Annotated in this window: 19 protein-coding genes; 14 read left to right on the forward strand and 5 right to left on the reverse strand. The window is 39.4% G+C overall.

Annotated features, from left to right (window positions below; translation table 11 throughout):
* Window positions 1-18 precede the first annotated feature (18 nt).
* Entirely contained in the window at window positions 19-3,132 is a 3,114-nt protein-coding gene (locus BIV60_RS04135; RefSeq protein ID WP_071354455.1) for an efflux RND transporter permease subunit, read from the forward strand.
* Between the two features lie 135 nt (window positions 3,133-3,267).
* Here the strand turns inward: BIV60_RS04135 and BIV60_RS04140 are convergent, their stop codons facing one another.
* From BIV60_RS04140 to cidR, 3 genes are all read right to left on the reverse strand, one after another.
* The gene (locus BIV60_RS04140) at window positions 3,268-3,639 is read right to left on the reverse strand and encodes a hypothetical protein (protein ID WP_071354456.1); all 372 of its coding nucleotides are present in this window, start codon (window positions 3,637-3,639) and stop codon (window positions 3,268-3,270) included.
* Window positions 3,640-3,641: 2 nt separating this feature from the next.
* Entirely contained in the window at window positions 3,642-4,175 is a 534-nt protein-coding gene (locus BIV60_RS04145) for an acyl-CoA thioesterase (protein WP_071354457.1), read from the reverse strand.
* Window positions 4,176-5,345: 1,170 nt separating this feature from the next.
* The gene (cidR, locus tag BIV60_RS04150; protein ID WP_071354458.1) at window positions 5,346-6,245 is read right to left on the reverse strand and encodes a cidABC operon transcriptional activator CidR; all 900 of its coding nucleotides are present in this window, start codon (window positions 6,243-6,245) and stop codon (window positions 5,346-5,348) included.
* 133 nt (window positions 6,246-6,378) lie between these two features.
* On the opposite strand from cidR, the gene rlmD reads away from it, so the two are divergent.
* Together rlmD and BIV60_RS04160 are read left to right on the forward strand one after the other, a co-directional pair.
* Window positions 6,379-7,758 (forward strand): 23S rRNA (uracil(1939)-C(5))-methyltransferase RlmD, encoded by a 1,380-nt coding sequence (gene rlmD, locus BIV60_RS04155; RefSeq protein ID WP_071354459.1) that lies wholly within the window; start codon window positions 6,379-6,381, stop codon window positions 7,756-7,758.
* Window positions 7,759-7,900: 142 nt separating this feature from the next.
* A complete protein-coding gene (locus tag BIV60_RS04160; RefSeq protein ID WP_071354460.1) occupies window positions 7,901-8,941 on the forward strand; it encodes a DUF3231 family protein in 1,041 nt (346 codons plus the stop codon).
* 216 nt (window positions 8,942-9,157) lie between these two features.
* Here BIV60_RS04160 and BIV60_RS30835 read toward each other — a convergent pair whose 3' ends face one another.
* Window positions 9,158-9,493: a CPBP family glutamic-type intramembrane protease gene (locus BIV60_RS30835; RefSeq protein ID WP_371261502.1), complete on the reverse strand. Its 336-nt coding sequence runs from the start codon at window positions 9,491-9,493 to the stop codon at window positions 9,158-9,160.
* 229 nt (window positions 9,494-9,722) lie between these two features.
* On the opposite strand from BIV60_RS30835, the gene BIV60_RS04170 reads away from it, so the two are divergent.
* The 9 genes from BIV60_RS04170 (at window position 9,723) to BIV60_RS04210 (ending at window position 16,657) form a co-directional block, all read left to right on the forward strand.
* Window positions 9,723-10,145 carry a MarR family winged helix-turn-helix transcriptional regulator gene (locus BIV60_RS04170; RefSeq protein WP_071354462.1) on the forward strand — a complete coding sequence of 141 codons (423 nt, stop codon included), beginning with the start codon at window positions 9,723-9,725 and terminating at the stop codon, window positions 10,143-10,145.
* A 65-nt stretch (window positions 10,146-10,210) separates the two neighbouring features.
* Window positions 10,211-10,609, forward strand: a complete 399-nt coding sequence (locus BIV60_RS04175; RefSeq protein ID WP_071354463.1) for a DoxX family protein — start codon at window positions 10,211-10,213, stop codon at window positions 10,607-10,609.
* Window positions 10,610-10,640: 31 nt separating this feature from the next.
* Window positions 10,641-11,261 (forward strand): alpha/beta hydrolase, encoded by a 621-nt coding sequence (locus tag BIV60_RS04180; protein ID WP_071354464.1) that lies wholly within the window; start codon window positions 10,641-10,643, stop codon window positions 11,259-11,261.
* Window positions 11,262-11,321: 60 nt separating this feature from the next.
* Window positions 11,322-12,299 (forward strand): ring-cleaving dioxygenase, encoded by a 978-nt coding sequence (locus BIV60_RS04185; protein WP_071354465.1) that lies wholly within the window; start codon window positions 11,322-11,324, stop codon window positions 12,297-12,299.
* A gap of 225 nt (window positions 12,300-12,524) precedes the next feature.
* Window positions 12,525-13,097 (forward strand): DUF4256 domain-containing protein, encoded by a 573-nt coding sequence (locus BIV60_RS04190; RefSeq protein WP_071354466.1) that lies wholly within the window; start codon window positions 12,525-12,527, stop codon window positions 13,095-13,097.
* A gap of 250 nt (window positions 13,098-13,347) precedes the next feature.
* Complete coding sequence (locus BIV60_RS04195; RefSeq protein WP_071354467.1) at window positions 13,348-13,761, forward strand: hypothetical protein; 414 nt, start codon at window positions 13,348-13,350, stop codon at window positions 13,759-13,761.
* Between the two features lies 1 nt (window position 13,762).
* Window positions 13,763-14,437 (forward strand): PspA/IM30 family protein, encoded by a 675-nt coding sequence (locus BIV60_RS04200; RefSeq protein ID WP_071354468.1) that lies wholly within the window; start codon window positions 13,763-13,765, stop codon window positions 14,435-14,437.
* A 149-nt stretch (window positions 14,438-14,586) separates the two neighbouring features.
* Window positions 14,587-15,261 carry a response regulator transcription factor gene (locus BIV60_RS04205; protein WP_071354469.1) on the forward strand — a complete coding sequence of 225 codons (675 nt, stop codon included), beginning with the start codon at window positions 14,587-14,589 and terminating at the stop codon, window positions 15,259-15,261.
* On the forward strand, window positions 15,251-16,657 hold the full coding sequence (locus tag BIV60_RS04210) for a sensor histidine kinase (RefSeq protein WP_071354470.1): 1,407 nt from the start codon (window positions 15,251-15,253) through the stop codon (window positions 16,655-16,657). Before BIV60_RS04205 ends, BIV60_RS04210 begins: the two co-directional genes overlap by 11 nt.
* A gap of 91 nt (window positions 16,658-16,748) precedes the next feature.
* On the opposite strand, the gene BIV60_RS04215 is transcribed toward BIV60_RS04210, so the two are convergent.
* Window positions 16,749-20,081, reverse strand: coding sequence for a trifunctional glycoside hydrolase family 18/polysaccharide deacetylase/glycosyltransferase family 2 protein (locus BIV60_RS04215; RefSeq protein WP_071354530.1), 3,333 nt, complete (start codon window positions 20,079-20,081; stop codon window positions 16,749-16,751).
* A 774-nt stretch (window positions 20,082-20,855) separates the two neighbouring features.
* Here BIV60_RS04215 and BIV60_RS04220 point away from each other — a divergent pair.
* Window positions 20,856-21,500, forward strand: coding sequence for a LytTR family DNA-binding domain-containing protein (locus tag BIV60_RS04220; protein ID WP_071354471.1), 645 nt, complete (start codon window positions 20,856-20,858; stop codon window positions 21,498-21,500).
* Window positions 21,501-21,619: 119 nt separating this feature from the next.
* On the forward strand, window positions 21,620-23,140 hold the full coding sequence (locus BIV60_RS04225; protein WP_071354472.1) for a succinyl-CoA:acetate CoA-transferase ScpC: 1,521 nt from the start codon (window positions 21,620-21,622) through the stop codon (window positions 23,138-23,140).
* Window positions 23,141-23,489: the final 349 nt, after the last annotated feature.

Here is a 23,489-nt window from a genome sequence, read left to right on the forward strand (position 1 = left end):
GAAGAAGGAGTGATAGATTTGAGCAAAATATTGAAGTTAAGCTTGAAAAATACAGTAGCGATTCTTTTGCTTGTGGTTCTTGTGATAGCTAGTGGAATCTATTCTACGAATAAAATAAAAGTAGAAACTTTCCCAAACGTCACATTTCCAGCCCTTTTTGTGCAAGCAACCTATATGGGCCATTCCACACAAGAATTGGAAGAACAGCTAACCAATCCAATTGAGGATAGTATAAAACAGCAAAAAGGATATGATACCTTAACAAGTACTTCAAGGAATAATATGGCGACGATAACTGTCAATTATCCATATGGTACGGACATAGAAAAACAAAAAACGAAGCTTGAAGAGGTTATAGGTAAGGTAACAGTTCCAGACGGAGCAACTGTTGAAGTGAAACAAATTGACACGGGCGCTCAAGCAATTTATGAAACAGCAATTACCGCTAGTGACTCCCAAAAGAATGCCCAATCCTCTATTGAAAATGATCTTGTACCGAAGCTTGAAAAAGTAGATGGCGTCGGAACCGTAACACTTGAGGGGACGAAGCAGCAAAAGGTTTCAATTGTAGTGGATCAAGAAAAAGCTAAGAAATATGGTTTGACACTACAAAACATTAAAGATGCTATTCAAATGAAGGACTATAAAGTTTCACTGGGTCAGGTAGATAATAATGGAACAAATATCCCGCTTGAAATGAAAGGGGAAATTCATAATATCAATGATTTAAAAAAGATTGATATTACACCGGGGCAATCCAGCCAACAAATGACGGCACAATCAGCAATGTTCCAAAAGGGAATGCAAAACGCAGGTTCTTTCGGGCAAAATGTGACACAACAACCAGTAAAGTTGAAGCTTTCTGATATAGCTGTGATCAAGAAAACCACAGATCAGGAAGAAATTTCACGTTTTAATGGAAAAGACAGCTATTTAATTTCAGTAACAAAGACGCAAGATGCAAATACAGCAGAAGTCGTTAAAAATGTAAAAGATAAAATCAATAGCTTTAATCAAGACCACCATTTTACGCTATATACGGTGCAGGACCAAGGAAAAACAGTAGAATCTTCCGTTTCCTCTTTAGTAAAAGAGGGAGGGTACGGTATTCTTTTTGCGGTTGTTGTCATTCTGCTCTTCTTACGTAATATTCGGGCAACCTTAATTGCGATTGTCTCACTGCCCATCTCGATTTTGTCTACGATTGCGCTATTGCAGCAATTTAATTACTCCCTTAATATTATGACACTTGGAGGAATGGCCGTTGCAGTCGGCCGGATTATCGATGACAGTATTGTGGTTATTGAAAATATCTACCGTTGGCGGCAGGAGAATGAGACTCTTAGTAGGAAGCAAGTAGCCCTTTATGCAACAAAAGAGGTAATGGGTGCCGTAACATCATCTACTCTAGCAACCCTTGTTGTCTTTTTACCAATTGCCTTTGTCGGAGGAATTATTGGTGAAATGTTCCGGCCATTTGCCTTAGCAGTTGTGTTTTCAATCTTGTTCTCATTAATTGTTGCAATCATTCTGATTCCGGTCTTAGGAAGTATGTTCTTTAAGAAGGTTAAGCATGTTGAGAGAAAGAGCTGGCTTGCAGGTCTTTACGAGAAGCTTTTAAGAGGAGCATTCCGAAAAAAAGGATTGGTTATAGTCTTATCCATTGTGCTTCTATTCGGCTCATTGGCCATGATACCAAGGCTTGGAGTTTCCTTCCTGCCTGCAAATGATTCAAACGCCATGCAAGCAGAAATCACTGTACCGAATAGCTTGAGTATTGAACAAATGGACGCTGTTGCAAAAAAAGTGGAAGCCTATTTGAAAAATCAGCCTACGATTGACTATAGTCAAGTATCTATAGGTATATCCAATGGCCGATCCATGATGATGGGGGGAAGCAGCAACAAAATTAAATTTGCTATCCAATTGAAAAAAGACGAAAAGGTTAATAATGTTCTAAGTCTATATCAAAAAAATATGGAAAAGGTTGTGCAAAAGGAATATAAAGATTCTAGTGTTACGGTAAGTGAAACACAGCAAGGCGGACCGCCATCAGGAAATAATATTGATATTCAGCTTTATAGCTCGGATCTCGCGAAGCTAACAGACGCATCGGACAAAGTCACAGCCTTACTTACGAAAAACAATCAGTTGAAAAATATTACGAGTAATTTAGGTGATGAGCAAACAAAATGGCAGCTTGTGATTAGTAAGGATGGAGAAGCTGCTGGTGTTCAGTACCCTCAACTTATGCAAGCCATTCGAGAGTATTTAACACCAATCACTGTTGGCAATTATGAATTAAATGGGAACACGGAGGAAGTAGACGTAAGTTACGATAAAAAAATAACTTCTAAAGCGGATATAAAAAATATTGAAATGAAAACCGTTGAGGGTACGAAAAAGGTAAGTGACGTGGCAACAATCAAAGAAGTGAAAGTTCCGACTACCTTGTATCATGACGACGGAAAGCCACTTGTAAAAGTTTCCGCGATTATAAAAGGAAATAACACTGCCAAAGTAACAAATGAAGTGAAAAAAGATGTAAGTTCTTTGTCGTTACCTGACGGGGTAGACGTAACCTATGGCGGCGGCTTAAAAATGATCCAAGATGGCTTTTCCAATATGGCTATTGCTATGGGTTCTGCAATTGGCCTAGTATTCTTAGTGCTTAGTGTTACTTTTGGCGGCATTTTAACACCGCTTGTTATTCTTTCTTCATTAATTTTCGTACCAATTGGAGCGCTTGGTGGATTGCTAGTCAGTGGACAGCCGATTTCGATGAGTGCCTTAATTGGAATGTTAATGCTGATTGGAGTTGTCGTTACAAACGCTGTCGTATTACTGGACCGTGTGGAGTCAAATCGTAAAAGTGGTATGGAATTACAAGATTCCATCGTGGAAGCAGCAAAAATTAGATTGCGTCCGATTTTGATGACAGCCTTTGCCACCATCTTTGCCCTAATTCCTTTGGCAATGTCGACATCTGAATCATCAGGTCTAATTTCAAAAGGATTAGCTGTTACTGTAATCGGCGGTTTAACAACATCCACATTATTAACCCTTATCTTTGTGCCAGTATTATATTCATTGATAGGGAAATTTAGAAGGAACATAACGTCTGAACTTTAATTTGCATGGTTTACCTTATAGATAATAAAAAAAACGGCAGTGAGGAAACTGCCGTTTTTTTATATAGAGGTGTAAGGGGGAAATAAGTAGAAGATGCGTGTTAAAACGATATAGTTGAAAAGGTTTTAATCTAGTTTACTGAATACTTGAGGACCCAACTAAAGATTCAGGCGCATGACCAAGGACTAAAAGACTTAGCTTAGAATATCCGATGTTTTTAAAATCCGCAAATAGTTGCTTTAATACTTGACTATCAGAATCATCCAACAGTTTTTGTAATTCCCGTTTATACAATCTGAGGACCGAACCATAAACAAACTTAGGGGTATGTTCCCCCGGATTTTCCCCCATAATTAGGCATCCCATATAATGATATTTAAATTGAAATGCTCGGGTTAAATTAATCATATCCAGTAGTTTTTCAAAAAGGGCAGGATATTCTACTCTTAATGTTTCAAGCACCTCTTTTGCTTCACTTAATTCATCAATACTCGATAATGTAATCATTTTTATTTTTCCTCCTCTTCCGCGTCCCAAGGTTTCTTCAATGAAATATAGGCGGCAAGTTCTTTCGATTTTTGTCTTCTGATTTTCCGGATTTCCGCACGTTCTTTTGCGGTTTTATAAAGGAAGATTTCTTCTTCTGTTTCAGGGATAACACCGGGAACCTCTACGGGTCGTTTATTTTCTCTCAAGGCAACAAAGGTTAAAAAGGCGGTAGCAGCAATTCGACGCTCTCCGGTCATAATATCTTCGGCAATGACTTTGCAAAAAACTTCCATAGAAGTTTTTCCTGTATAGGTAACAAACGATTCGACGCAGACTGAATCGGTTTGGTGAATTGGACATAAGAAATCAATTGAGTCAGTTGAAGCTGTCACGCATTCTTTTACGCGTGAATGTCTTCTGGCTGATAATGTTGCGGCGTCATCCAGTTTTTTCATTAAAACTCCGCCGAATAGGGTATTATAGTTATTTAAATCACATGATAATACTTGTGCAGTATTAATGATGCGGCTTTCTTTCACTTTTTTTGCTTCCATCGTGTTGTATCCTTTCAAGTTGGAATATAGTTTGTTGAGGGTAAGCACTATTTCCAAGTGGCTAAAGGGTTTTTCTTGCATTTACAAGTGTACGCGCGGTTGTAGTGTAAGTAAAATGGTTATATTTTATCAGTAGTATAGCTTTTATCTATGTAAATGCTTACAGATATGCAAATGCGGATATAGTTGGGGATTAAAGGAAGAGGATTCTCGCTGGAACGAATACCTCGATGATCATGCAGGTAAAAAAGGAGTGACCGTCGTTACCGAGAGTGGCCGTAGGTGCCCGAGCGAATAAAAAAAGAGTGCTTGTGGTCACCGAAAGAGGTTGTAGATGCCCGTGCGCATAAAAAAAGAGTGTCTGCCGTCACCGAAAGAGGTTGTAGATGCCCGAGCGCATAAAAAAAGAGTGTCTGCCGTCACCGAAAGAGGTTGTAGATGCCCGAGCACATAAAAAAAGAGTGTCTGCGGTCACCGAGAGAGGCAATAGATGCCCGAGCGCATAAAAAAAGAGTGCTTGTGGTCACCGAAAGAGGCAATAGATGTCCGAGCGCATAAAAAAAGAGTGCTTGTGGTCACCGAAAGAGGTTGTAGATGCCCGAGCGCATAAAAAAAGAGTGCTTGTGGTCACCGAAAGAGGTTGTAGATGCCCGAGCGCATAAAAAAAGAGTGTCTGCGGTCACCAAGAGAGGCAATAGATGCCCGAGCACATAAAAAAAGAGTGTCTGCGGTCACCGAAAGAGGCAATAGATGCCCGAGCACATAAAAAAAGAGTGCTTGTGGTCACCGAGAGTGGCCGTAGATGCCCGAGCGCATAAAAAAAGAGTGCTTGTGGTCACCAAGAGAAGCAATAGATGCCCGAGCACATAAAAAAAGAGTGCTTGTGGTCACCAAGAGAAGCAATAGATGCCCGAGCACATAAAAAAAGAGTGCTTATGGTCACCGGAAGAGGTTGTAGATGCCCGAGAACATAAAAAAAGAGTGTCTGCGGTCACCGAGAGTGGCCGTAGATGCCCGAGCGCATAAAAAAAGAGTGCTTGTGGTCACCAAGAGAAGCAATAGATGCCCGAGCGCATAAAAAAAGAGTACTTGTGGTCACCGGAAGAGGTTGTAGATGCCCGAGCGCAAAAACAAAGAGCCCCCACGGTCACCAAGAGAAGCTCACAATTGTCATTTATTTGTGTGATAATGCTTCACAAGTTCTTCTTTCGTAAACTCCAGCCACTTCTTCGCCGCATATGAAAGATACTGATTTTTGCCCCAAATCATCGCCAGATGCCAGCTAATGGAGGGGTTTACCACTTTTATCACTTTTACGTTTTGGTTTAAATTACCGCATACACTTTCAGGCAATAAGGAAATCCCAAGCTTATTTGCAACCATTTCTTCAATAAAAGACCTTTGTGAACTTTCAGAGATAATATGCGGATTAAAGCCCACACTATTACAGGAAAGAATAATTCGGTCGTTCAGAGCAAAATCCTTATTAAACAAAATAAACTCTTCATTATTTAGTTCTGCCAGCTCGACCTCAGCCCGGTTTGCAAAAGGATGGGAAGGATGGAGGAGAAGGTTTAAATCTTCTTCCATAAAAGAAAAATGATCAAATAGCTCATTTTTCGTCGGAAGAACAATGATCCCAACATCAAGAAGATTATTGGCAACATCCTCTTCAATTTTTTTAGAGCCATCCTCCACTAATTGAAAGGTAATCCCAGGATACTTTTCATGAAAGCTGCCAACGATTTTAAGAAAAATTCCCGCATCAAATATCGGCGGCAGGCCAATCCGGATGTGCCCCTTTTTAAGTCCCAATAAATTATCCAGTTCTGTTTCCAAATTGCTAAAAGCTTTATCAATTAATTTCGCCTGCTCCAAAATGACACGGCCGGCGTCGGTAAGGGTTAGTTGTTTGCGGGAGCGGTCAAAAAGCTCCACACCCAATTCGATTTCAAGGTTTTTAATCATTTTACTAATCGTCGGCTGCGTGATAAACAAATGATCAGCGGCACGGGAAAAACTATTGAAATTTGTCACTTCAATAAAATATTGTAAATGTTTGATATCCACGTTCGTACACCTGCTTATGTTGATTGGTTATGCTTATTTTACTCTAATCGTTTCATTCTATCACGTGGCTTCGTAATTGAATCAATAATATGATACAATCTTGCTAGTCAAATCGGAGAAAAGGAAGAATTAGATGAGCAGAACATTACCTGTGAGTAAAAATGAATATATAGATGTAATTTTTGAAGATTTAACCCATGATGGGGCAGGAGTGGCAAAGGTCGACGGTTACCCGTTGTTCGTTCCGAACGGACTGCCTGGTGAAAAGGCTAAGGTAAAAGTAATCAAGGCGAACAAAGGCTACGGTTTTGGCCGTTTAATCGAAATTTATGAAAAAAGTCCTGATAGGATAGAGATTGACAGCAGTGAAGCCCATAAGTACGGCGGCTGTCAGCTTCAGCATATCAGCTATGAAGGGCAGCTAAAATATAAAGAAAATCAGGTACGGCAAGTGCTTACTAGGATTGGAAAGCTGGAGGACGTTAAGGTTCACCCGATTTTAGGTATGGAACATCCATGGCATTACCGCAATAAAGCCCAGGTTCCAGTCGGGGAAAAGGGTGGGAAGCTGATTTCAGGCTTTTTCAAACCAAGAAGCCATGAAATTGTTGATACAAATGAAAGCCTAATTCAAATCCCGGAAGTCAATGAAGCGATACAAGTGGTAAAAGAAATTTGCAGCGAGCTTCAGATCCCTGCCTACCAGGAAGAAACCCACAAAGGAGTTCTTCGTCATATTATGGCTCGTTATGGTAAGCAAACCGATGAGTTAATGGTCGTGATTATTACTCGGACGCAAGAGATTTCGCAGAAAAACAAGTTGGTCGAAGAAATTGCCAAACGGCTGCCAAAGGTGAAATCGATTGTTCATAACGTGAACTCGAAGCGGACAAACGTTATTCTCGGCGAAAAAACAACCGTATTATGGGGGAACGAATTTATTTATGACTACATCGGGGATGTTAAGTTTGCGATTTCGGCACTTTCTTTTTATCAAGTGAACCCTGTGCAGACGAAAGTACTATATGATAAAGCACTCGAATATGCCGGGCTGACCGGTGAGGAAAAGGTTATTGATGCCTATTGCGGTATTGGAACGATTTCTTTATTTTTGGCGCAAAAGGCGAAAAAGGTTTTTGGGGTGGAAGTGGTTCCGGAAGCAATTGAGGATGCACGACGCAATGCATCTTTAAACGGTTTTACTAATGCAGAGTTTGCGGTTGGGGAATCGGAAGTGGTAATCCCTAAGTGGTACAAGGAAGGCAATACCGCCGATGTATTGGTCGTCGATCCACCGCGTAAAGGCTGTGACGAAGCACTTCTGCAAACGATTATTGAAATGAAGCCCAAAAAGGTTGTCTATGTATCCTGTAACCCGGCAACGTTGGCCCGGGATTTACGAATCCTCGAAGACGGCGGTTATAAAACAGTGGAAGTTCAGCCGGTGGATATGTTTCCGCAGACAACACACGTTGAGTGCGTCTCGCAACTCACTTTAAAGAAAGGCAACTAACCCTTGTGGTTGTTGCCTATTTTTGTTCATCGAAAGGATTTACCTGTTTAGATGAATAATTATTTTACGGGTAAAAATTACTCCTGAATATGATTTGAATGAAGGAGGATACTAAGCAAAACACAAAAAGGGAGAATTTTCTATGGACACGCTTATACCAATTAATATAAGTTCAAAAAAAACTGACCTAAGTGAAAAGCTTACCTCAGCAGAATTAGCTAAACTTTGGGCGACCTATATGGGTAACAGCATGTCAAAATGTATTTTACGGTATTATCTTCAACATGTTGAGGATCAAGATATTAAAACCTTATTAGAGAACGCATTAAAATTAAGCATGGAGTTCATGAAAACAATAGAAGAGATATTTAAGAAAGAAAATTTCCCGATTCCGAAAGGTTTTTCAGAAGAAGAAGATCTTAACGCTGGTGCTCCTCGTTTGTTTGAAGATGAATACTATGTTTTTTACCTTAGATACGTTGCGAAAGCAGGTATGAGTATTTATAACATAGCTGTACCGCTTGTTTATAGAAAGGATGTAGAAGAGTTTTTTGTATATTGCATGGAGTCCACTATGGCTTTGATGAAACAAATCAAAGATATATTAATGGGTAAAGGACTCATTATCCAACCACCTATTATTCCAATCCCCGATAAAGTGGAATTTGTTCATAAAAATTTTTTAAATGGTTTTTTGGGAGACATACGACCATTACACGCATTAGAAATTACTCATCTTTACGATAATATTGAAAATAATGTAACAAGTAAAGCACTCATTATGTCATTTAGCCAGGTTGTAAAATCGAAAAAGATTCGAGATTTGTTTATACGAGGGAAAGAATTCACTCATAAACACATTGAAAACTATATGATAAAACTCCATGATGAAGATTTGCCTACGCCATCTTTTCTTGACCATTTGGTTACAAAATCAACCTTTGCTCCTTTTTCAGATAAATTAATGTTGTTTCATAAAATGGACATGTTCTCCATGAAAATTAGGTCATTTGGAAATTCTGCGGCGGTAAATGGTAGACATGATATAGGACTCATGTACACAAATTCATTACTGAACCTCGCATCATTTGTTAATGATGCAGCAAAGCTTATGGTTGAGAACGGTTGGATGGAGAAGCCCCCTTATGCAGTTGAAAGAAATAAGTTAGCAAATGAAGAGTAACCATCCCATCTTTTTGAAAAGCTAAATGGATAAAATCCTTATATACCAATAAGATTTAGCTTGGTAATAATTGGCAACTGACTTTTCATCGATATTTTGGAAGGATTTGTCTTCAGTTTTTACACTAACAAGGGCTTTGATCCAATAAGGAGTAACGCTTTTTCTTGAATATATTGCGAGGTTGCAGAAAAACGGCTAGCGGTAGCCCTAGCCGTTTTATCGTACAAATTTGTTTCGTAGCAAATATACAAACAAAAACATGAACAAAGGCACAATGGAGCTGATCATTTCTAGAAACATGGATTGTGGTTCGTACATGGTTTTTATGATTCCCCCATCTGAACTACCGAGGGTCCCGTTAAAGATACCGTAGCAGACGTTCAGCCCCCAATGGATGCCAGTGTCCGCCCAAAGCGAACCGGTTTTATAAATCGCATAGGTTAACGATAGTCCGAGGATAAGAGAAAACAGCGTGTTAGATATACTGAACCCTTCATTCCAGGAGTCGTCTAAAGCATAAAGTATAAGGGAAATGATAAACACCCATTTCACAGGAATTCTCTCTTTTATTATTTTTTTGCCCAAGTTACTTCCGATTTAACATTGAGTTACCTGCAAGTCAGTTCATCAATGTGCATATCTTAGTCATGTTTAAAGTTGCAAAGGAAAAGGGCATTAGTTTAATAAAATAAAAAGGTATTGACAAAAAAATTTATAAGTAATATAATTATCTCGAATTAAAGATAATGTAATTAAAGGTATTTTTGAGGGGGTGAAATAAATGGAGAGGAAATGCAATAATCAAGCCTTTCTGATATTAATGCAAACATCTAAAGCAATTCATGATCGAATAAAGGAAGAAATGGCAGAAAAAAAGCTAGGTATTACGGAGTTTTCTGTTTTAGAGGTACTTTATCAAAAAGGAAAACAAACAATTCAACAAGTTGGAAATTGCATATTGATCTCAAGTGGTTCGATGACCTATGTAATAGATAAGCTGGAACAAAAAGGTTTATTAAGCCGGAATGCCTGTCCAGATGATCGCCGAGTTATACATGTAACATTAACTGATGATGGAAATGAATTGATGAATGAAATCATGCCGAAATATCATGAGTTAGTTGAAGATATGTTTGATTCACTAATTTCTGATGAGGCAGAAACATTGGTGCATCTTTTAAAAAAAGTAAGGAAAAAAGTTTAAGCTTACATTTTTTTTAAAACAATATCTCGAATTCGAGACAAAATGACATTTAGGAGGATTTTAACATGATAAATATTGGTTTATTAATAATTCGTTTGGTAGTGGGTTTACTTTTTGTGGGTCACGGTACTCAAAAATTATTTGGTTGGTTCGGTGGTTATGGTTTAAAAGGTACAGGAGGTTGGTTTGAATCCATTGGTATGAAACCAGGGGTAACCATGGCTCTATTTGCTGGATTAGCAGAACTTGTTGGGGGAATATTGTTTGCATTAGGGCTTTTAACTCCACTTGCAGGAATTATCATTGCGGGAACCATGGTAATGGCGATTGCGAAAGTGCACGGTCCAAATGGAATATGGGCAACATCAAATGGTTATGAGTATAACTTAACTTTGCTTGCAGTTGCAATCGGTATGGCTTTAGTTGGACCTGGTCAATATGCTTTAGATGCATTTTTATTCTAAAAATCTCTGTGTTTTGAAAGGGGGAAAAATAATGAAACACATATTTCAAAAAGGCTCGAACCCATTAAAACCTACTTTATTATTGCTTCATGGTACCGGAGGAAATGAACTAGACCTTTTACCTCTTGCAGGGAGAATTGATGATGAGGCGCACTTTTTAAGTGTGCGTGGGAATGTATTAGAAAATGGAATGCCTCGTTTCTTCCGAAGATTAGCAGAAGGAGTATTTGATGAAGAGGATCTAAAATTTCGAACAAAAGAATTAAATGAATTTCTTGATGAAGCAGCACAAAAATATGATTTTGATCGAAATAACATTTTTGCAGTTGGATATTCAAATGGTGCAAATATTGCTGCAAGTTTATTGTTTCACTATCAAAATGCTTTAAAGGGCGCTATTCTCCACCATCCTATGGTGCCGATAAAAGGCATGGACCTTCCTGTTTTATTAGGAAAATCAATTTTTATTACGGCTGGAAAAAACGATCCATTAATTTCACCATTGGAATCAGTTGAACTGCAATCGTTATTAGAAAAGGCTCAGGCAAATGTAGAGCTTCATTGGGAAAATAGGGGACATCAATTGACCATTGAAGAAGTAGAGGCTGCAGCCAAATGGTATAAAAAAGTTATTAAAACGAAAAAAGATTGAGAAAAAGTTACAACCAATAATCTTAACTTAAAAATCTTAGCTTTCTTGGAGGTATATATAATGAACCATTTAAAAGGAATCCACCATGTAACAGCGATTACAAGTAGTGCAGAAAAGAACTATGAATTTTTCACTTATGTTTTAGGTATGCGTTTAGTTAAGAAAACGGTAAATCAAGATGATATTCAAACCTATCATTTATTTTTTGCAGATGATAAAGGCAGCGCAGGCACAGACATGACTTTCTTTGACTTCCCCGGCATTCCGAAAGGCGTACATGGAACAAACGAAATTTCAAAGACATCGTTCCGTGTACCAAGTGATGCAGCATTAGACTATTGGGTAAAACGGTTTGATCGTCTAGAAGTCAAACATAATGGAATCAAAGAACAATTTGGCAAGAGAACTCTCTCTTTCGTTGATTTTGATGATCAACAATACCAATTGATTTCAGATGAATTCAATAAAGGGGTGGAATCCGGTACACCATGGAAAAATGGTCCAATTCCATTAGAATTTGCAATTACTGGTTTAGGACCTGTTTTTGTTCGTATTGCGAACTTTGATTACTTTAAAGAAATGATGGAAAAAGTTCTGCTATTTAAAGAGATTGCTCAAGAAGGATCATTCCATTTGTTTGAAGTTGGTGAAGGTGGTAATGGCGCCTCAGTCATTGTGGAATATAACGCGGTTCTTCCTGAAGCCCGACAAGGTTTTGGTACGGTACACCATGCGGCATTCCGAGTAGAGGATCGCCCAGTATTAGAGGAATGGATTGAGCGGATGAGTAGTTTTGGATTCCATACATCTGGTTATGTAAATCGTCACTTTTTTGAGTCATTATACGCAAGAGTTGCACCACAAATTTTATTTGAGTTTGCTACCGATGGCCCTGGCTTTATGGGAGATGAACCTTATGAAACACTAGGGGAAAAGTTATCCCTACCTCCGTTTTTAGAGCCTAAGCGTGCAGAAATAGAAAAATTAGTTCGCCCAATTGATACAGTGAGAAGTTCAAAGGAATTCATTAAAGAATAAAAGTCATATCTCATCAAGCTCCCCCTGTTGGACCATAACGATGGGGTTCGTCTTAGATTGTAGACAAAAGGCATCCAAATGAACCGATTTGGATGCCTTTTTCCATTTTAAGCTTACTTAATCATATAATTTATTGTAAACTGAATTTGCACAATTATTTAAACGATTTATTATAAAATAATTATTTATAGATACTAAAACTATTTTAAATAGGTGGAAACTAACATGACAAATATTAACAATAAAAAAGAGTTGTCACTAGAGCAACGTGAAGAATTACTCAGATCATTGAAAGCCCGTTTTGAGAAAAACATGGACCGCCATAAAGGTCTTGAATGGGCTAAAGTTCAAGCAAAGCTAGAAACTAATCCAGAAAAACTGTGGTCGCTTAATGAAATGGAAAGAACTGGCGGTGAACCGGATGTTGTTGTTCATGATAAAAAGGCGGGCGAATATATTTTTTATGATTGTTCAGCAGAAAGCCCTAAAGGCCGCAGAAGTGTTTGTTACGACCGTGAAGCCTTGGAGTCAAGGAAACAACACAAACCACAAAACAACGCTATTGATATGGCTGCTGACATAGGTATTGAGATTTTAACGGAAGAACTATACAGGGAGCTGCAGAAACTTGGACATTTCGATACTAAAACATCTAGCTGGGTGAAAACACCTGCTAATATTAGAAAACTAGGTGGGGCCATCTTTTGTGATCGTCGCTTCGATACTGTCTTTGTGTACCACAATGGAGCAGAATCCTATTATGCTGGCAGAGGTTTCCGCGGCTCGCTAAGGGTCTAAATTTTGGTGTGTGTTTTATCCAAATGTAGAAGGTGAGAGTTAATAGGAAAGAAAAGCGGGTTGAAATATATAGCCGATCTTATGATGAAAAATCCCTCAAAATAAAATTCGAAATAGTGTTTTAAGATTACCGGGCATAAAATGCCCGGTTTTTTCGTATCAAAAAGCAAAAAAACTATTTCTTTTCACCAAGTTTTCACCATTCACTTATAAACTACTAACTATCAAGGAACGAAAGGAGGAAAAAGAAATGAATAAGAAAAAGGCAATCATTTGGGGTGTGATCGTCACCTCAGCCATTTTGGTGTTCAATCTACTGCATGAGATTCTCAGAGGCCACCGGGGATTTGCCGGCCGACCACATGAAGAATACGGTGAAATGGGACAAGCAGGTGGTTATGGGGTACAGGGAGGATTTGGCGGCCACCACCATTTCATGTATGCTCCTCACCACGAAGGAGGCGTCCCATGGCTGGCCCTTATAATTGGAATAACTCTACTAGTTCTTCTAGTAAGATGGCTGAGAAAAAAAGCAAAATCTTCTTCAATGAACGAGTTTATTGACACTGCAATGTTAAGTGCTCAAACACCCGTTATGACACAAAATGCAAGAATTTTAGATCAATGGGAAAAAAATCTTACAGACAAAAAGGAGAATGAATAAAATGGGTATTTTTAAAAGATTAAAAACCATTACAATGGCTGAAATCAATGGATTATTGGACGGACTAGAAGATCCGATTGCAATGCTTAATGAATACTCAAGGGAAATGGAACAAGAAATTGCAAAAGGGCAAAAAGCTTTAGCCAGACAAATTTTTGTAGAAAAAAGACAAGAAGCTCATATTTCTGAAGCGAAAGCATTAGTAGTCAAGAGAGCACGCCAGGCAGAACTGGCGATGGACCGCGGGGAAGAGACAATCGCTAAATTGGCAGTCCAGGAAAAGCTCACCTGCGAAAAACAGGTAAGCCTTTATCAGGAGCAACTTCAGTCCATTAAGGAACAAACACAAATCCTTATGGAAAAATTAGAGAAGCTAACAGAAACCTATCAGCAAATGCAGCAAAAGAAAATCCTCCTCGCTTCAAGAGCCAATGTAGCGCAGTCAATGAAACAAATACAAAAAGCTACGGTTTCCTTTCAAACAGACTCGATTGCCATAGGAATCACCCGGGCTGAAGAAAGGATTTTACAAATGGAGGCGGAGGTACAGGCTGGAAACCAATTTTCTGCTCCTTTAACGCAGTTTGAATATTTGAACCAAAATTCGATCAGTGATGAGGAAGTATATTCCGAACTTGAAAAACTTAAGAGTAAAAAAAAGGAAATCTTATCATAGCTGAAGGGGAGCATCCAAAATTGGTGCTCCCTTTTCCTATTTTGCAATAGTAAAGGCGCTTCCATATCCCTAAAAAATCTTAAGTTAAGGTTAAGGATGAGAAGGTAAGATTTGAGTAATCAGACTTGAATTTTAAGGAGCATACCGCCATGAATATTTTATTAGCAGAAGATGATGTGCGACTCGGAGAGTTAATCGTATATATGCTTAAAAAGAAAGGCGCCTACAATATTGAATGGGTAACGGAGGGAGAAGACGCTTATTATTATGCAACTTCTGCCCACTATGATGTAATCATTATGGATTGGATGATGCCGAATGGGACGGGAGTAGAAATTTGCAGCCGTTTAAGACAACAAGGATACCCGGGAGCCATCTTAATGCTAACTGCAAAAGATGCTGTCCAGGACAGAATAGATGGGCTGGATTCCGGCGCGGATGATTACCTAGTAAAACCATTTGAAATCGACGAGCTTTTGGCCCGCCTACGTGCACTATGCCGCCGCAACTATGCACCAATATTGGAAGAAGAAGTCAAGATACATGGGTTGATTCTAAACCGGATGAGCCATATGGTATGCAGCGATAAGGAGAAAATACAACTTAGTCCTCGTGAATTTCAGCTTCTCGACCTTTTAATTCAGAATAAGGGGCAGGTACTGCCACGGGAACTTATTTTTGACCGTATTTGGGGAGGAGATTCGGAGGTTGCTCCCAAAATCATTGATGCGACTGTGAAATTGATACGTAAAAAGCTGGGATCCCTCGAGAAACAAGATTTGCTTCAAAGCGTTAGAGGGGTGGGGTATCGACTTGAACAATAAGTTTCTCTTATTCCTTAGTACCATAACAAACCCGAGGGAGAAGGATGTTTTTAAAAATACTCAAGGCCGCTTAACCCGTATGTATAGTGGTCTTCTTATGTTATTTCTGATTGTTTTTATCATCATAGTTTATTCTGTTCTTTATACCGTCATTATTAAGAATCAGGAAAGTGAACTTCAATCTTTAATAGATCAAGAAGCAAAATTTATGGAGAACTATTTATTGAAAAATGCCCACAGCACCCTCGTAGAAGTGCAGGATCAGGCGGTAGTTTTTGCCGGGTCTAATCAATTATTTTATTATGTTGTAGATTCACGTGGACAACTTTTAATTGGCAATGAAGCCGATTCCCGATTACGTCCAGAGTTAATGAGCCTTGTAAAAAGGAATTTTTCTAAAAATCAGCAAATGAGTAAACAAACCATTCATTCTGGGAAGAATCATTCTTCGATAGGAGAGAAGAGGGAGTTTCGTCCGCGTGAGGATCCGCACGATATTCGTCTTCTAATAGCAAGTAAGCCTATATATGTGAAGGATCAATATATTGGCCAGCTTTATATTGGGAAAGATATCTCTTTTGCTTATCAATTATTACATTGGCTGCTTTTGATTTTATCGGTAATCGGCATTGTATTTTTTGGTGTGGCCTTATATATGAGTTTTATCATGTCAAAAAGAGCGATGGTTCCAATCAGTGCGGCATTTTCAAGACAGCGTGAATTTGTTGGGGATGCTTCCCATGAGCTGCGTACACCGTTAAGTGTTTTGTTATCCTCTATTGATGCGATGGAAATGACCGTCGAGCCACAAAAGGATGAGTTTATTGGCAGACTCCTTTCCAATATGCGGCAGGAAGTAAAGCATATGACCAATCTAGTGGGCGATTTACTAACACTAGCCCGTTCGGATTCAAATAAAATGGAGCTCAAAGCTGAAGAATTTGATTTTTGGAAGTTAGGGGAAATAACAGTTGAATCGATTCGCCCGCTTGCTGATGCAAAGGGGATTTCCCTTTACTTGAATGACCAATCGGTTTTATTAGTTATTGGAGACCCTCAAAGATTATCGCAAGCTTTATACATTCTTTTAGATAATGCGATTAAATACACTCCAAATGGAGGGAACGTTTCGATACAGCTTGTACAGGAAGGGAACTTTTTGATAATGAAAGTCCAGGATAATGGCATCGGAATCGAAGCAAAGGACCTTCCCTATATATTTGAACGATTCTATCGAGCGGATAAATCGCGGGCACGGCAAATGGGTGGTCATGGATTGGGTCTTTCCATCGCGAAATGGATTGTTGAAACCCATCAAGGAACCATTAAAGTGAGCAGTGAAATTGGAAAAGGGAGTACATTTACTGTTTTCCTCCCCATTATAGGAAATAAATAGTACCTTATAAAAAAGGGAAACTGTCAACAAGCCAGCTTCCCTTTAATTTAATATAGTTGTTTTACAATTGTTGGCTGTGAAAACTGTTTTTTTAAACGTTTTTTGTAAATACCCCATGATCTACATTCCCGTTTCGCTTAAGTTTGTTCCAGCCAACGGTAACTCCTCTTATTGCCGATAAGATGGATTTTATCACGACATACGCCATAAGCTGCTTATATAAAATACGCTGTAAGAATAAGGAAACAAGCGGTCTTGGATTTTCCTTTTCCAAACGGAATGCGTACAGGGAAGTGAGAAAATCAAGCACATAGAACAATATAAAGCCAATGGCTGCTTTTTTAGGATGAGTACCAAATAGGGCAAATACAAACAAAAGATCTGCAATAGGTGAACAAGTTTGATAGATATACTGGTAAATCCACATGTTTGGCAATCCAATAAACCCTAAAGATTTGTGACCTTTGTGAAAGAGGGCAGCCCGGTGTTTCCATAAACACTGCAGTGTCCCAAAGGTCCAGCGGTAGCGCTGCTTCGCCAGACTCTTAATGTCTTCGGGGACTTCTGTATAGGCATAGGCTTTTTCCTCAAACTCAATACTTTGCCCTTGCTCAAGCAGTGTTAATGTTATGTCCGTATCTTCCGCTAGTGTGTCTTCCTTTAAATATCCGGCCTTTTCCACAGCTGTTTTTCTCCAGGCACCAATTGCCCCTGGCACAACGGTAATACAATTGAGCTCAGCGAAGGCCCGTCTTTCTAAATTAAACCCAGTTACATATTCGATATGCTGCCAGTTTGTTAATAGGTTTCCTTGATTGCCGACCTTTACATTTCCTGAAACAGCGGCCACCTTTTCATTTTTAAAATGGCGAACTAACAGCGAAATGGCATTTTCAGCAATTAAGGTATCAGCATCCAATGCAACGATAATTTCTCCTCTTGCTTCTTTAAAGCCAATATTAACAGCAGAGGATTTTCCACCATTGACTTTTGTAATTAAGCGGACAAGGTTATCATCCTTATAAGCTTCCTTTACCACTTTAGCGGTATGATCCTTTGAACCATCATCGACGACAATGACTTCAAAGGCAGGATAATCACTTTTTAAAATTGATTCAATTGTTTTGCAAATAACCTTTTCTTCATTATAGGCTGCAATCACTACACTCACATATGGAGTAAAGTTAGGATCAATCGGAATTTCCTTATATCTCTTCACCTGTCTTCTAGATAGAAATACCAATAATCCTAGACGAATGATCCCTAAAAGAATAGCAGAGTAAAAGAGAATCGTTAATCCTGAGCGCCAACCGTGCACGGTTTTAAACACGGCTTTGTCATACACAAAGTAAGGGCTATCCTTATAGGCAGACGGCATAATATCCGCGTGGCTTTTACCAATTAAATGGCCAATTGTGGTAAACGTATAGCCGCGGTCTTGAAGTGCCTTAATGATCATCGGCAATGCTTTGACTGTATTTGATCTGTCTCCTCCAGCATCATGCAATAAAATGACATTTCCATTGGGAAGCTGCTTCAAAACTCGTTTGACAATTTCATCACTAGAAGGCCTTTGCCAATCTTCAGGATCAATCAATTCACCCACCATCGTGTAACCCATGTTTTGTGCCCGCAAAATCGGCAGCAGTTCGTTAATGGTGCTTGGTTCCGCATCTGCCACATATGGAGGACGGAATAGGGTCATGGAATGGCCCGTAATCTCCTGGAATAAGCGTTGATTGGCATTTATCTCCATTTTTGTTTGCAACGGTGTGGTCGTGGCGATGTTTGGATGTGTAAAGGTATGACTGCCAATTTCATGGCCTTCTTTATACATTCTCTCAATCAATCCAGGCTGCACCTCTGCATTTTCACCAACAATGAAAAACGAACCTTTGATATGATAGTGATCCAAAATGTCCAATATTTTAGGTGTAAAGGTTGGATCAGGCCCATCATCAAAGGAAAGGACTACTTCTTTTCCTTTTGGTTTACCATAACGGACTACTTCAAAAGGCTTTGGTAATGTTTTGTAGGACTCAGCGATAATCCTTCCATCAGAATTAGCTTGAATATTTCTTTTACCATCCACAGTAGTTGAAGCGATTTTTAAAACTTCTCCAGCCCCTGAATAGTGAACAGGATCAGGGCTGTTGAATGTTGTAAGAGCCTGTTTGGGATGATCTAAATATTTTGGCTTATTGATGAACTTCCAGATGGTTTGGTCTTCAGAGCCCAGCCGCCAGATGGCAATTCCTTTCGCATTATCATCCATTGTTTCCTTCATCTGGTTATAAAAGGTAGCCCCGTCTAAAAACCAAAGGATATGATTTTCGCCATTAGCACGATATCGTAAATAAGGATTCCCGGTTTCCTTGTTCCATTGGATGTCGAGTTTCGTGTCTAATGCCATGTTCATGATATCTCCAAAAGTGACAGCGTCAGCAAGCTGGTTGGAGCCTTCAGTCCAATCGTATCCATAGCTTCCCAAACTGACAATCAACTTGTCTGAAGGGATATCCAGGTTATTTAAACTCTGCTTAACCCAGTCATTGGAAGCAATAGGTCCGGGATTGCCGTCTTGACTATGCTGATCGTATAACATCACAATCATCCGATCTACTGCCTTTGATAAAGCAGGATAATCAAATCCCTGGTCATATGGTGGAACGTCCATTGTTACCGTCAAACCATTTTGATGAAATCGTACCGACAATTGTTGGATGAATTTTGTCAAATAATCGCGGTCTTCCTGATTGATGGATTCAAAGTCAATATTGATACCGGAATAGCCATTTGCTTTCACATCATCTAATAAATTTTTGATAAAGCGGTCTTCGGCATTGGGAGTAGTAAATAACCGGTGAAGGATATCACTGTCCCATTTATTATTGATATAGTTGTTAATCAAAGGCATAATCTTTACTTTATGAGAGGCAGCTAAGGTAGCCACTGAATTATCACGACTATTTTTAAGCGTAAGGTCTGGTTTAAGCTGGAGCCAATCTGGGATTAAAACCGAGATGGAACCAATATTTTTCTCAAAAGAAGCCTTGCTGTTTTCATCCCAATTGACATAGAATCCGTATACTTCTTGATTTCCGGATGTTGCCTGTTTCTTCTGATGATGGTGATTTTTAAAATCTAATTGAAAGGTAGGGTGATTCTTTTCCTCATATTTTAATTGTTTAACAAGCATTTCATCACTGATTTTTTTAAAAATCGGACGAATCCCTGCCGAATTATTGCCTTCTGTCAATTTTAGATTTGGGAATAAAGGGTTCGTATTAATGCTTTCAATGAAAAAAATAGAAATAAGAATTGATAGTGCGAAAAAACCAAGACTCATCCGTTTAATAATCTTCCAGCGCCGTTTGGATGGGTCTAGAAAGATTTGTTCTTTTTCTCTTTCATTCTTGTTAATTCCTAAATTATAGAACCAGCGGAATAGAGGGAAAGAGATTAGAGCAAATAATGATCCAGTAATCACACGTAAGTATATTTGCGAAAATGGCGTTGGATGAAAATGTTTATGGGAAGTAAATAACCAGAATTTGATACTTGCCAATGAAAGTGAATATCCTTCCAGCACATGAGTACTCAGAAATGCCAGGTGCCGAACGAATGGTATGAAAATGGGAATAATCATTCCGAATAATATCGCAAAAAAATTAAACCGAAATAGAATTGATAGAGCAAACAATAGCGGAATTCTTATCCCATACATGGGCAGCAGCCCAAGGAAAACACCAAGAGAACTCGCAATTGCTCCTCTGCTTGCTGTGACAGGTGCAAATAACGACATAATGATCCATTTTAAAATTCTATTCACTATTAATCCTCCCAAAAGATAAAATGAGTGAAATCTTTTGATTTATTTTTATATAGAATGACTAAGGTTTTCGGCTTTACGTATGTTTGGCGGCTTTTGTGCTTCTTTTTTTCCCAAACGATTAGCCAACATCGAATGGAATTATTCTCTGTGAATCCATCCCCTTGGTTCATAGCTACTTTTTTCTTAATAGACTGATTTTAATTCCGGGAACACATTATGAACAGAGCGATTTTCGTTAAAAAGCGATTAAAGTTTGATTAAGGGAACCGTTTGCCGGTTTGAAAGAGGAAATGCATATTCCTATGAAAAGTTATAGTATAATTGCAGGGTGTGAGAATTTTTTGATACGAGAGGGGCCGAAACATGGAAACCATTACCGTCGTTTCCCTTTTAGATGTAATCATAGAGTTGTTTTCCGATGAAATTTCCATGGCAGTATCGAATACAAAAGAATATATTTATTACCGCCCAAGTAAACGGGTGGATTTGAAGATTCGGCCTGGCGACCCGTTAAAAGAAGGAACGATTGCGTATAAAGCAATTCATTCGAAGCAGAAAATTTCCGAATTTATTGACCGTGATATTTTTGGCATTCCTTATCATGGGATGGCGGTGCCATTTTTTCATGAGGGAAAGCTGGAGGGGTGTATGACGGCTATTTTTCCATCGCTGACGAGCGGGAAGTTAGTTGTAACGATTAAATCGGAGGATGGCTGGATTCCGATTCCTTTTTCAAAGGTGGTATACTTGGAAGCCAAGGATAAAAAGACATATGTTTTTGGGAAGGATCATTCTGGCACGCATAAATACTCCCTGCAGGAATTTGAATTCCTGCTGCCAAAGGATTATTTTATCAGATGTCATCGCTCATTTATTGTGAATGTGAATCATATAAAAGCGATTTATCCTGATACCCATTCTACTTTTGTACTTTCGATGGACAATGGCGAGCAAGTTCCTGTGAGCCAATCATACTCCAGTTATTTCCGTCGATTGCTCGGATTTTAAAAAATTCTGTTTTAGTCATCGATATTACTGTTTTGTCTGAATTTTTCGTAACTAATCCCTGAAATCCCCAAATGATAAATCTTATCTGTAAAATCTTAGGTAAGGGGGTTGGATGAGAGATGGATAAGCGGTATGAACGGATTCGTGATTCAAGGCTCTGGGACCGGGTCGTAACTCCAGAGGAAGCAGCATCTTGGATTCAGGATGGGATGACATTGGGGTTAAGCGGATTTACACGTGCCGGTGATGTGAAAGCGGTTCCGTTTGCGCTGGCAAAACGGGCAGAAAAGGAATCCTTTAAGGTGAATGTATATACCGGTGCCTCTTTAGGTTCTGATGTGGATAAGCTTTTTGCCGAAGCAGGGATTTTGGGAAAACGCCTGCCATTCCAAGCGGATCCGACAATGAGAAGCAAAATCAACAACGGAGAATTTTTGTTTGTCGATCAGCATTTGTCACACACGGCTGAATTGGTTCGTGCAAATGTAATGGACCCTATTGATGTCGCTATTTTGGAAGCGTTCTCAATTACGGATAATGGAATGGTAATTCCAACGACTTCGATTGGGAATTCGTTATCGTTCGCAGCAAATGCCAAGTCCATCATTATTGAAATCAACTTGGCTCACCAAGTAAATCTTGAGGGACTCCATGATTTATATGAACCGGGAAAACAAGGGGAACGGGACCCGATTTCTTTAACGAAAGTAGATGACCGCATTGGAACTATTGGAATTCCGGTTGATCTGGACAAGGTTAAAGGGATTGTGTTTACCAACCAGTTGGATTCTCCGTCGACGATTGTTCAGCCGGATGAGGAAACGAAAATGATGGCACAGCATTTAATGGGATTTTTGCGGAAGGAAATTGCCGCCGGCAGGCTGACGGAACGCCTTGCACCATTGCAATCCGGAATTGGCTCGATTGCAAATGCTGTTCTTCATGGAATGCTCGATTCCGAGTTTCACGATTTAGAGGTCTATTCGGAAGTGCTGCAGGATGCCGTTTTTGATTTAATGGATGCAGGAAAGGTTCAGTTTGCATCCTGCTGTTCGATTACGCTTTCGGATGCGAAAATGAAAGAGGTTTTTGCTAACTTTGACCGGTACCGGGATCGATTGATTATGAGGCCGCAGGAAATATCCAATCACCCGGAAATCATCCGCCGCCTTGGTTTGATTTCGATTAATACGGCATTGGAATTGGATATTTACGGGAATGTGAATTCTACTCATGTATTAGGGACAAAAATGATGAACGGAATTGGCGGCTCGGGGGATTTTGCCCGGAATTCCCGCCTGGCCATTTTTGTGACAAAATCAATTGCAAAAGGTGGTAAGATTTCAAGTATTGTTCCATTTGTTTCTCACGTAGACCATACGGAGCATGATGTCGATGTGATTGTAACGGAGCAAGGATTTGCCGATTTACGCGGATTGGCTCCACGGCAGCGGGTGGAACTGATCATCGAGCATTGTGCACATCCAATGTATCGCGAGCAGCTACGTGATTATTATCGTGAGGCTCTGGTTCGGGGAGGTCAGACCCCTCACGTATTGGAAAAAGCACTTTCCTGGCATACCAACTTTGCAGCGAACGGGACAATGCTGCAGCAGCAAAAGGTTTTGGAAACGGTTTAGTTTTATTTGAAGGGATGTCAACTTTTCTTTAATTGGATGGGATCTTTGAACGGAAAGTTGACCTGTATAATGGTTCGCCTGGATATTTGTATCCAGGCGTTTTTTTATGGCCGATAGGAAAGTATAAAATTTTCGACTTTGAGAATTGTCCAGCTCCAGCGCCTAGCCCCTCGAGGGAAAAAATGAACTGCTTTTTTCCTAGGTTGCTTCGGTCTTACCGATGAAGTCAAAGAACGACTTCACCATCAGGACCTAAGGCCTAGTCGGGGCTGACCAAGGCGCTTACGCTTTTCTTAATAATTGAATGTTACATATGGATTGTTTTGGGAATGAGATTGAAAATTATTCT

Origin of the sequence: Bacillus sp. MUM 116 (assembly GCF_001866655.1) — a bacterium.
Lineage (GTDB): Bacteria > Bacillota > Bacilli > Bacillales > Cytobacillaceae > Neobacillus.

Coding starts and splice junctions, on each gene's coding strand:
- BIV60_RS04170 (WP_071354462.1), top strand. CDS start 9,723: ATGGAGAGGAAATGCAATAATCAAGCCTTTCTGATATTAATGCAAACA.
- BIV60_RS04185 (WP_071354465.1), top strand. CDS start 11,322: ATGAACCATTTAAAAGGAATCCACCATGTAACAGCGATTACAAGTAGT.
- BIV60_RS04220 (WP_071354471.1), top strand. CDS start 20,856: ATGGAAACCATTACCGTCGTTTCCCTTTTAGATGTAATCATAGAGTTG.
- rlmD (WP_071354459.1), top strand. CDS start 6,379: ATGAGCAGAACATTACCTGTGAGTAAAAATGAATATATAGATGTAATT.
- BIV60_RS04225 (WP_071354472.1), top strand. CDS start 21,620: ATGGATAAGCGGTATGAACGGATTCGTGATTCAAGGCTCTGGGACCGG.
- BIV60_RS04180 (WP_071354464.1), top strand. CDS start 10,641: ATGAAACACATATTTCAAAAAGGCTCGAACCCATTAAAACCTACTTTA.
- BIV60_RS04175 (WP_071354463.1), top strand. CDS start 10,211: ATGATAAATATTGGTTTATTAATAATTCGTTTGGTAGTGGGTTTACTT.
- BIV60_RS04205 (WP_071354469.1), top strand. CDS start 14,587: ATGAATATTTTATTAGCAGAAGATGATGTGCGACTCGGAGAGTTAATC.
- BIV60_RS04190 (WP_071354466.1), top strand. CDS start 12,525: ATGACAAATATTAACAATAAAAAAGAGTTGTCACTAGAGCAACGTGAA.
- BIV60_RS04145 (WP_071354457.1), bottom strand. CDS start 4,175: ATGGAAGCAAAAAAAGTGAAAGAAAGCCGCATCATTAATACTGCACAA.
- BIV60_RS04200 (WP_071354468.1), top strand. CDS start 13,763: ATGGGTATTTTTAAAAGATTAAAAACCATTACAATGGCTGAAATCAAT.
- BIV60_RS04160 (WP_071354460.1), top strand. CDS start 7,901: ATGGACACGCTTATACCAATTAATATAAGTTCAAAAAAAACTGACCTA.
- BIV60_RS04195 (WP_071354467.1), top strand. CDS start 13,348: ATGAATAAGAAAAAGGCAATCATTTGGGGTGTGATCGTCACCTCAGCC.
- BIV60_RS04140 (WP_071354456.1), bottom strand. CDS start 3,639: ATGATTACATTATCGAGTATTGATGAATTAAGTGAAGCAAAAGAGGTG.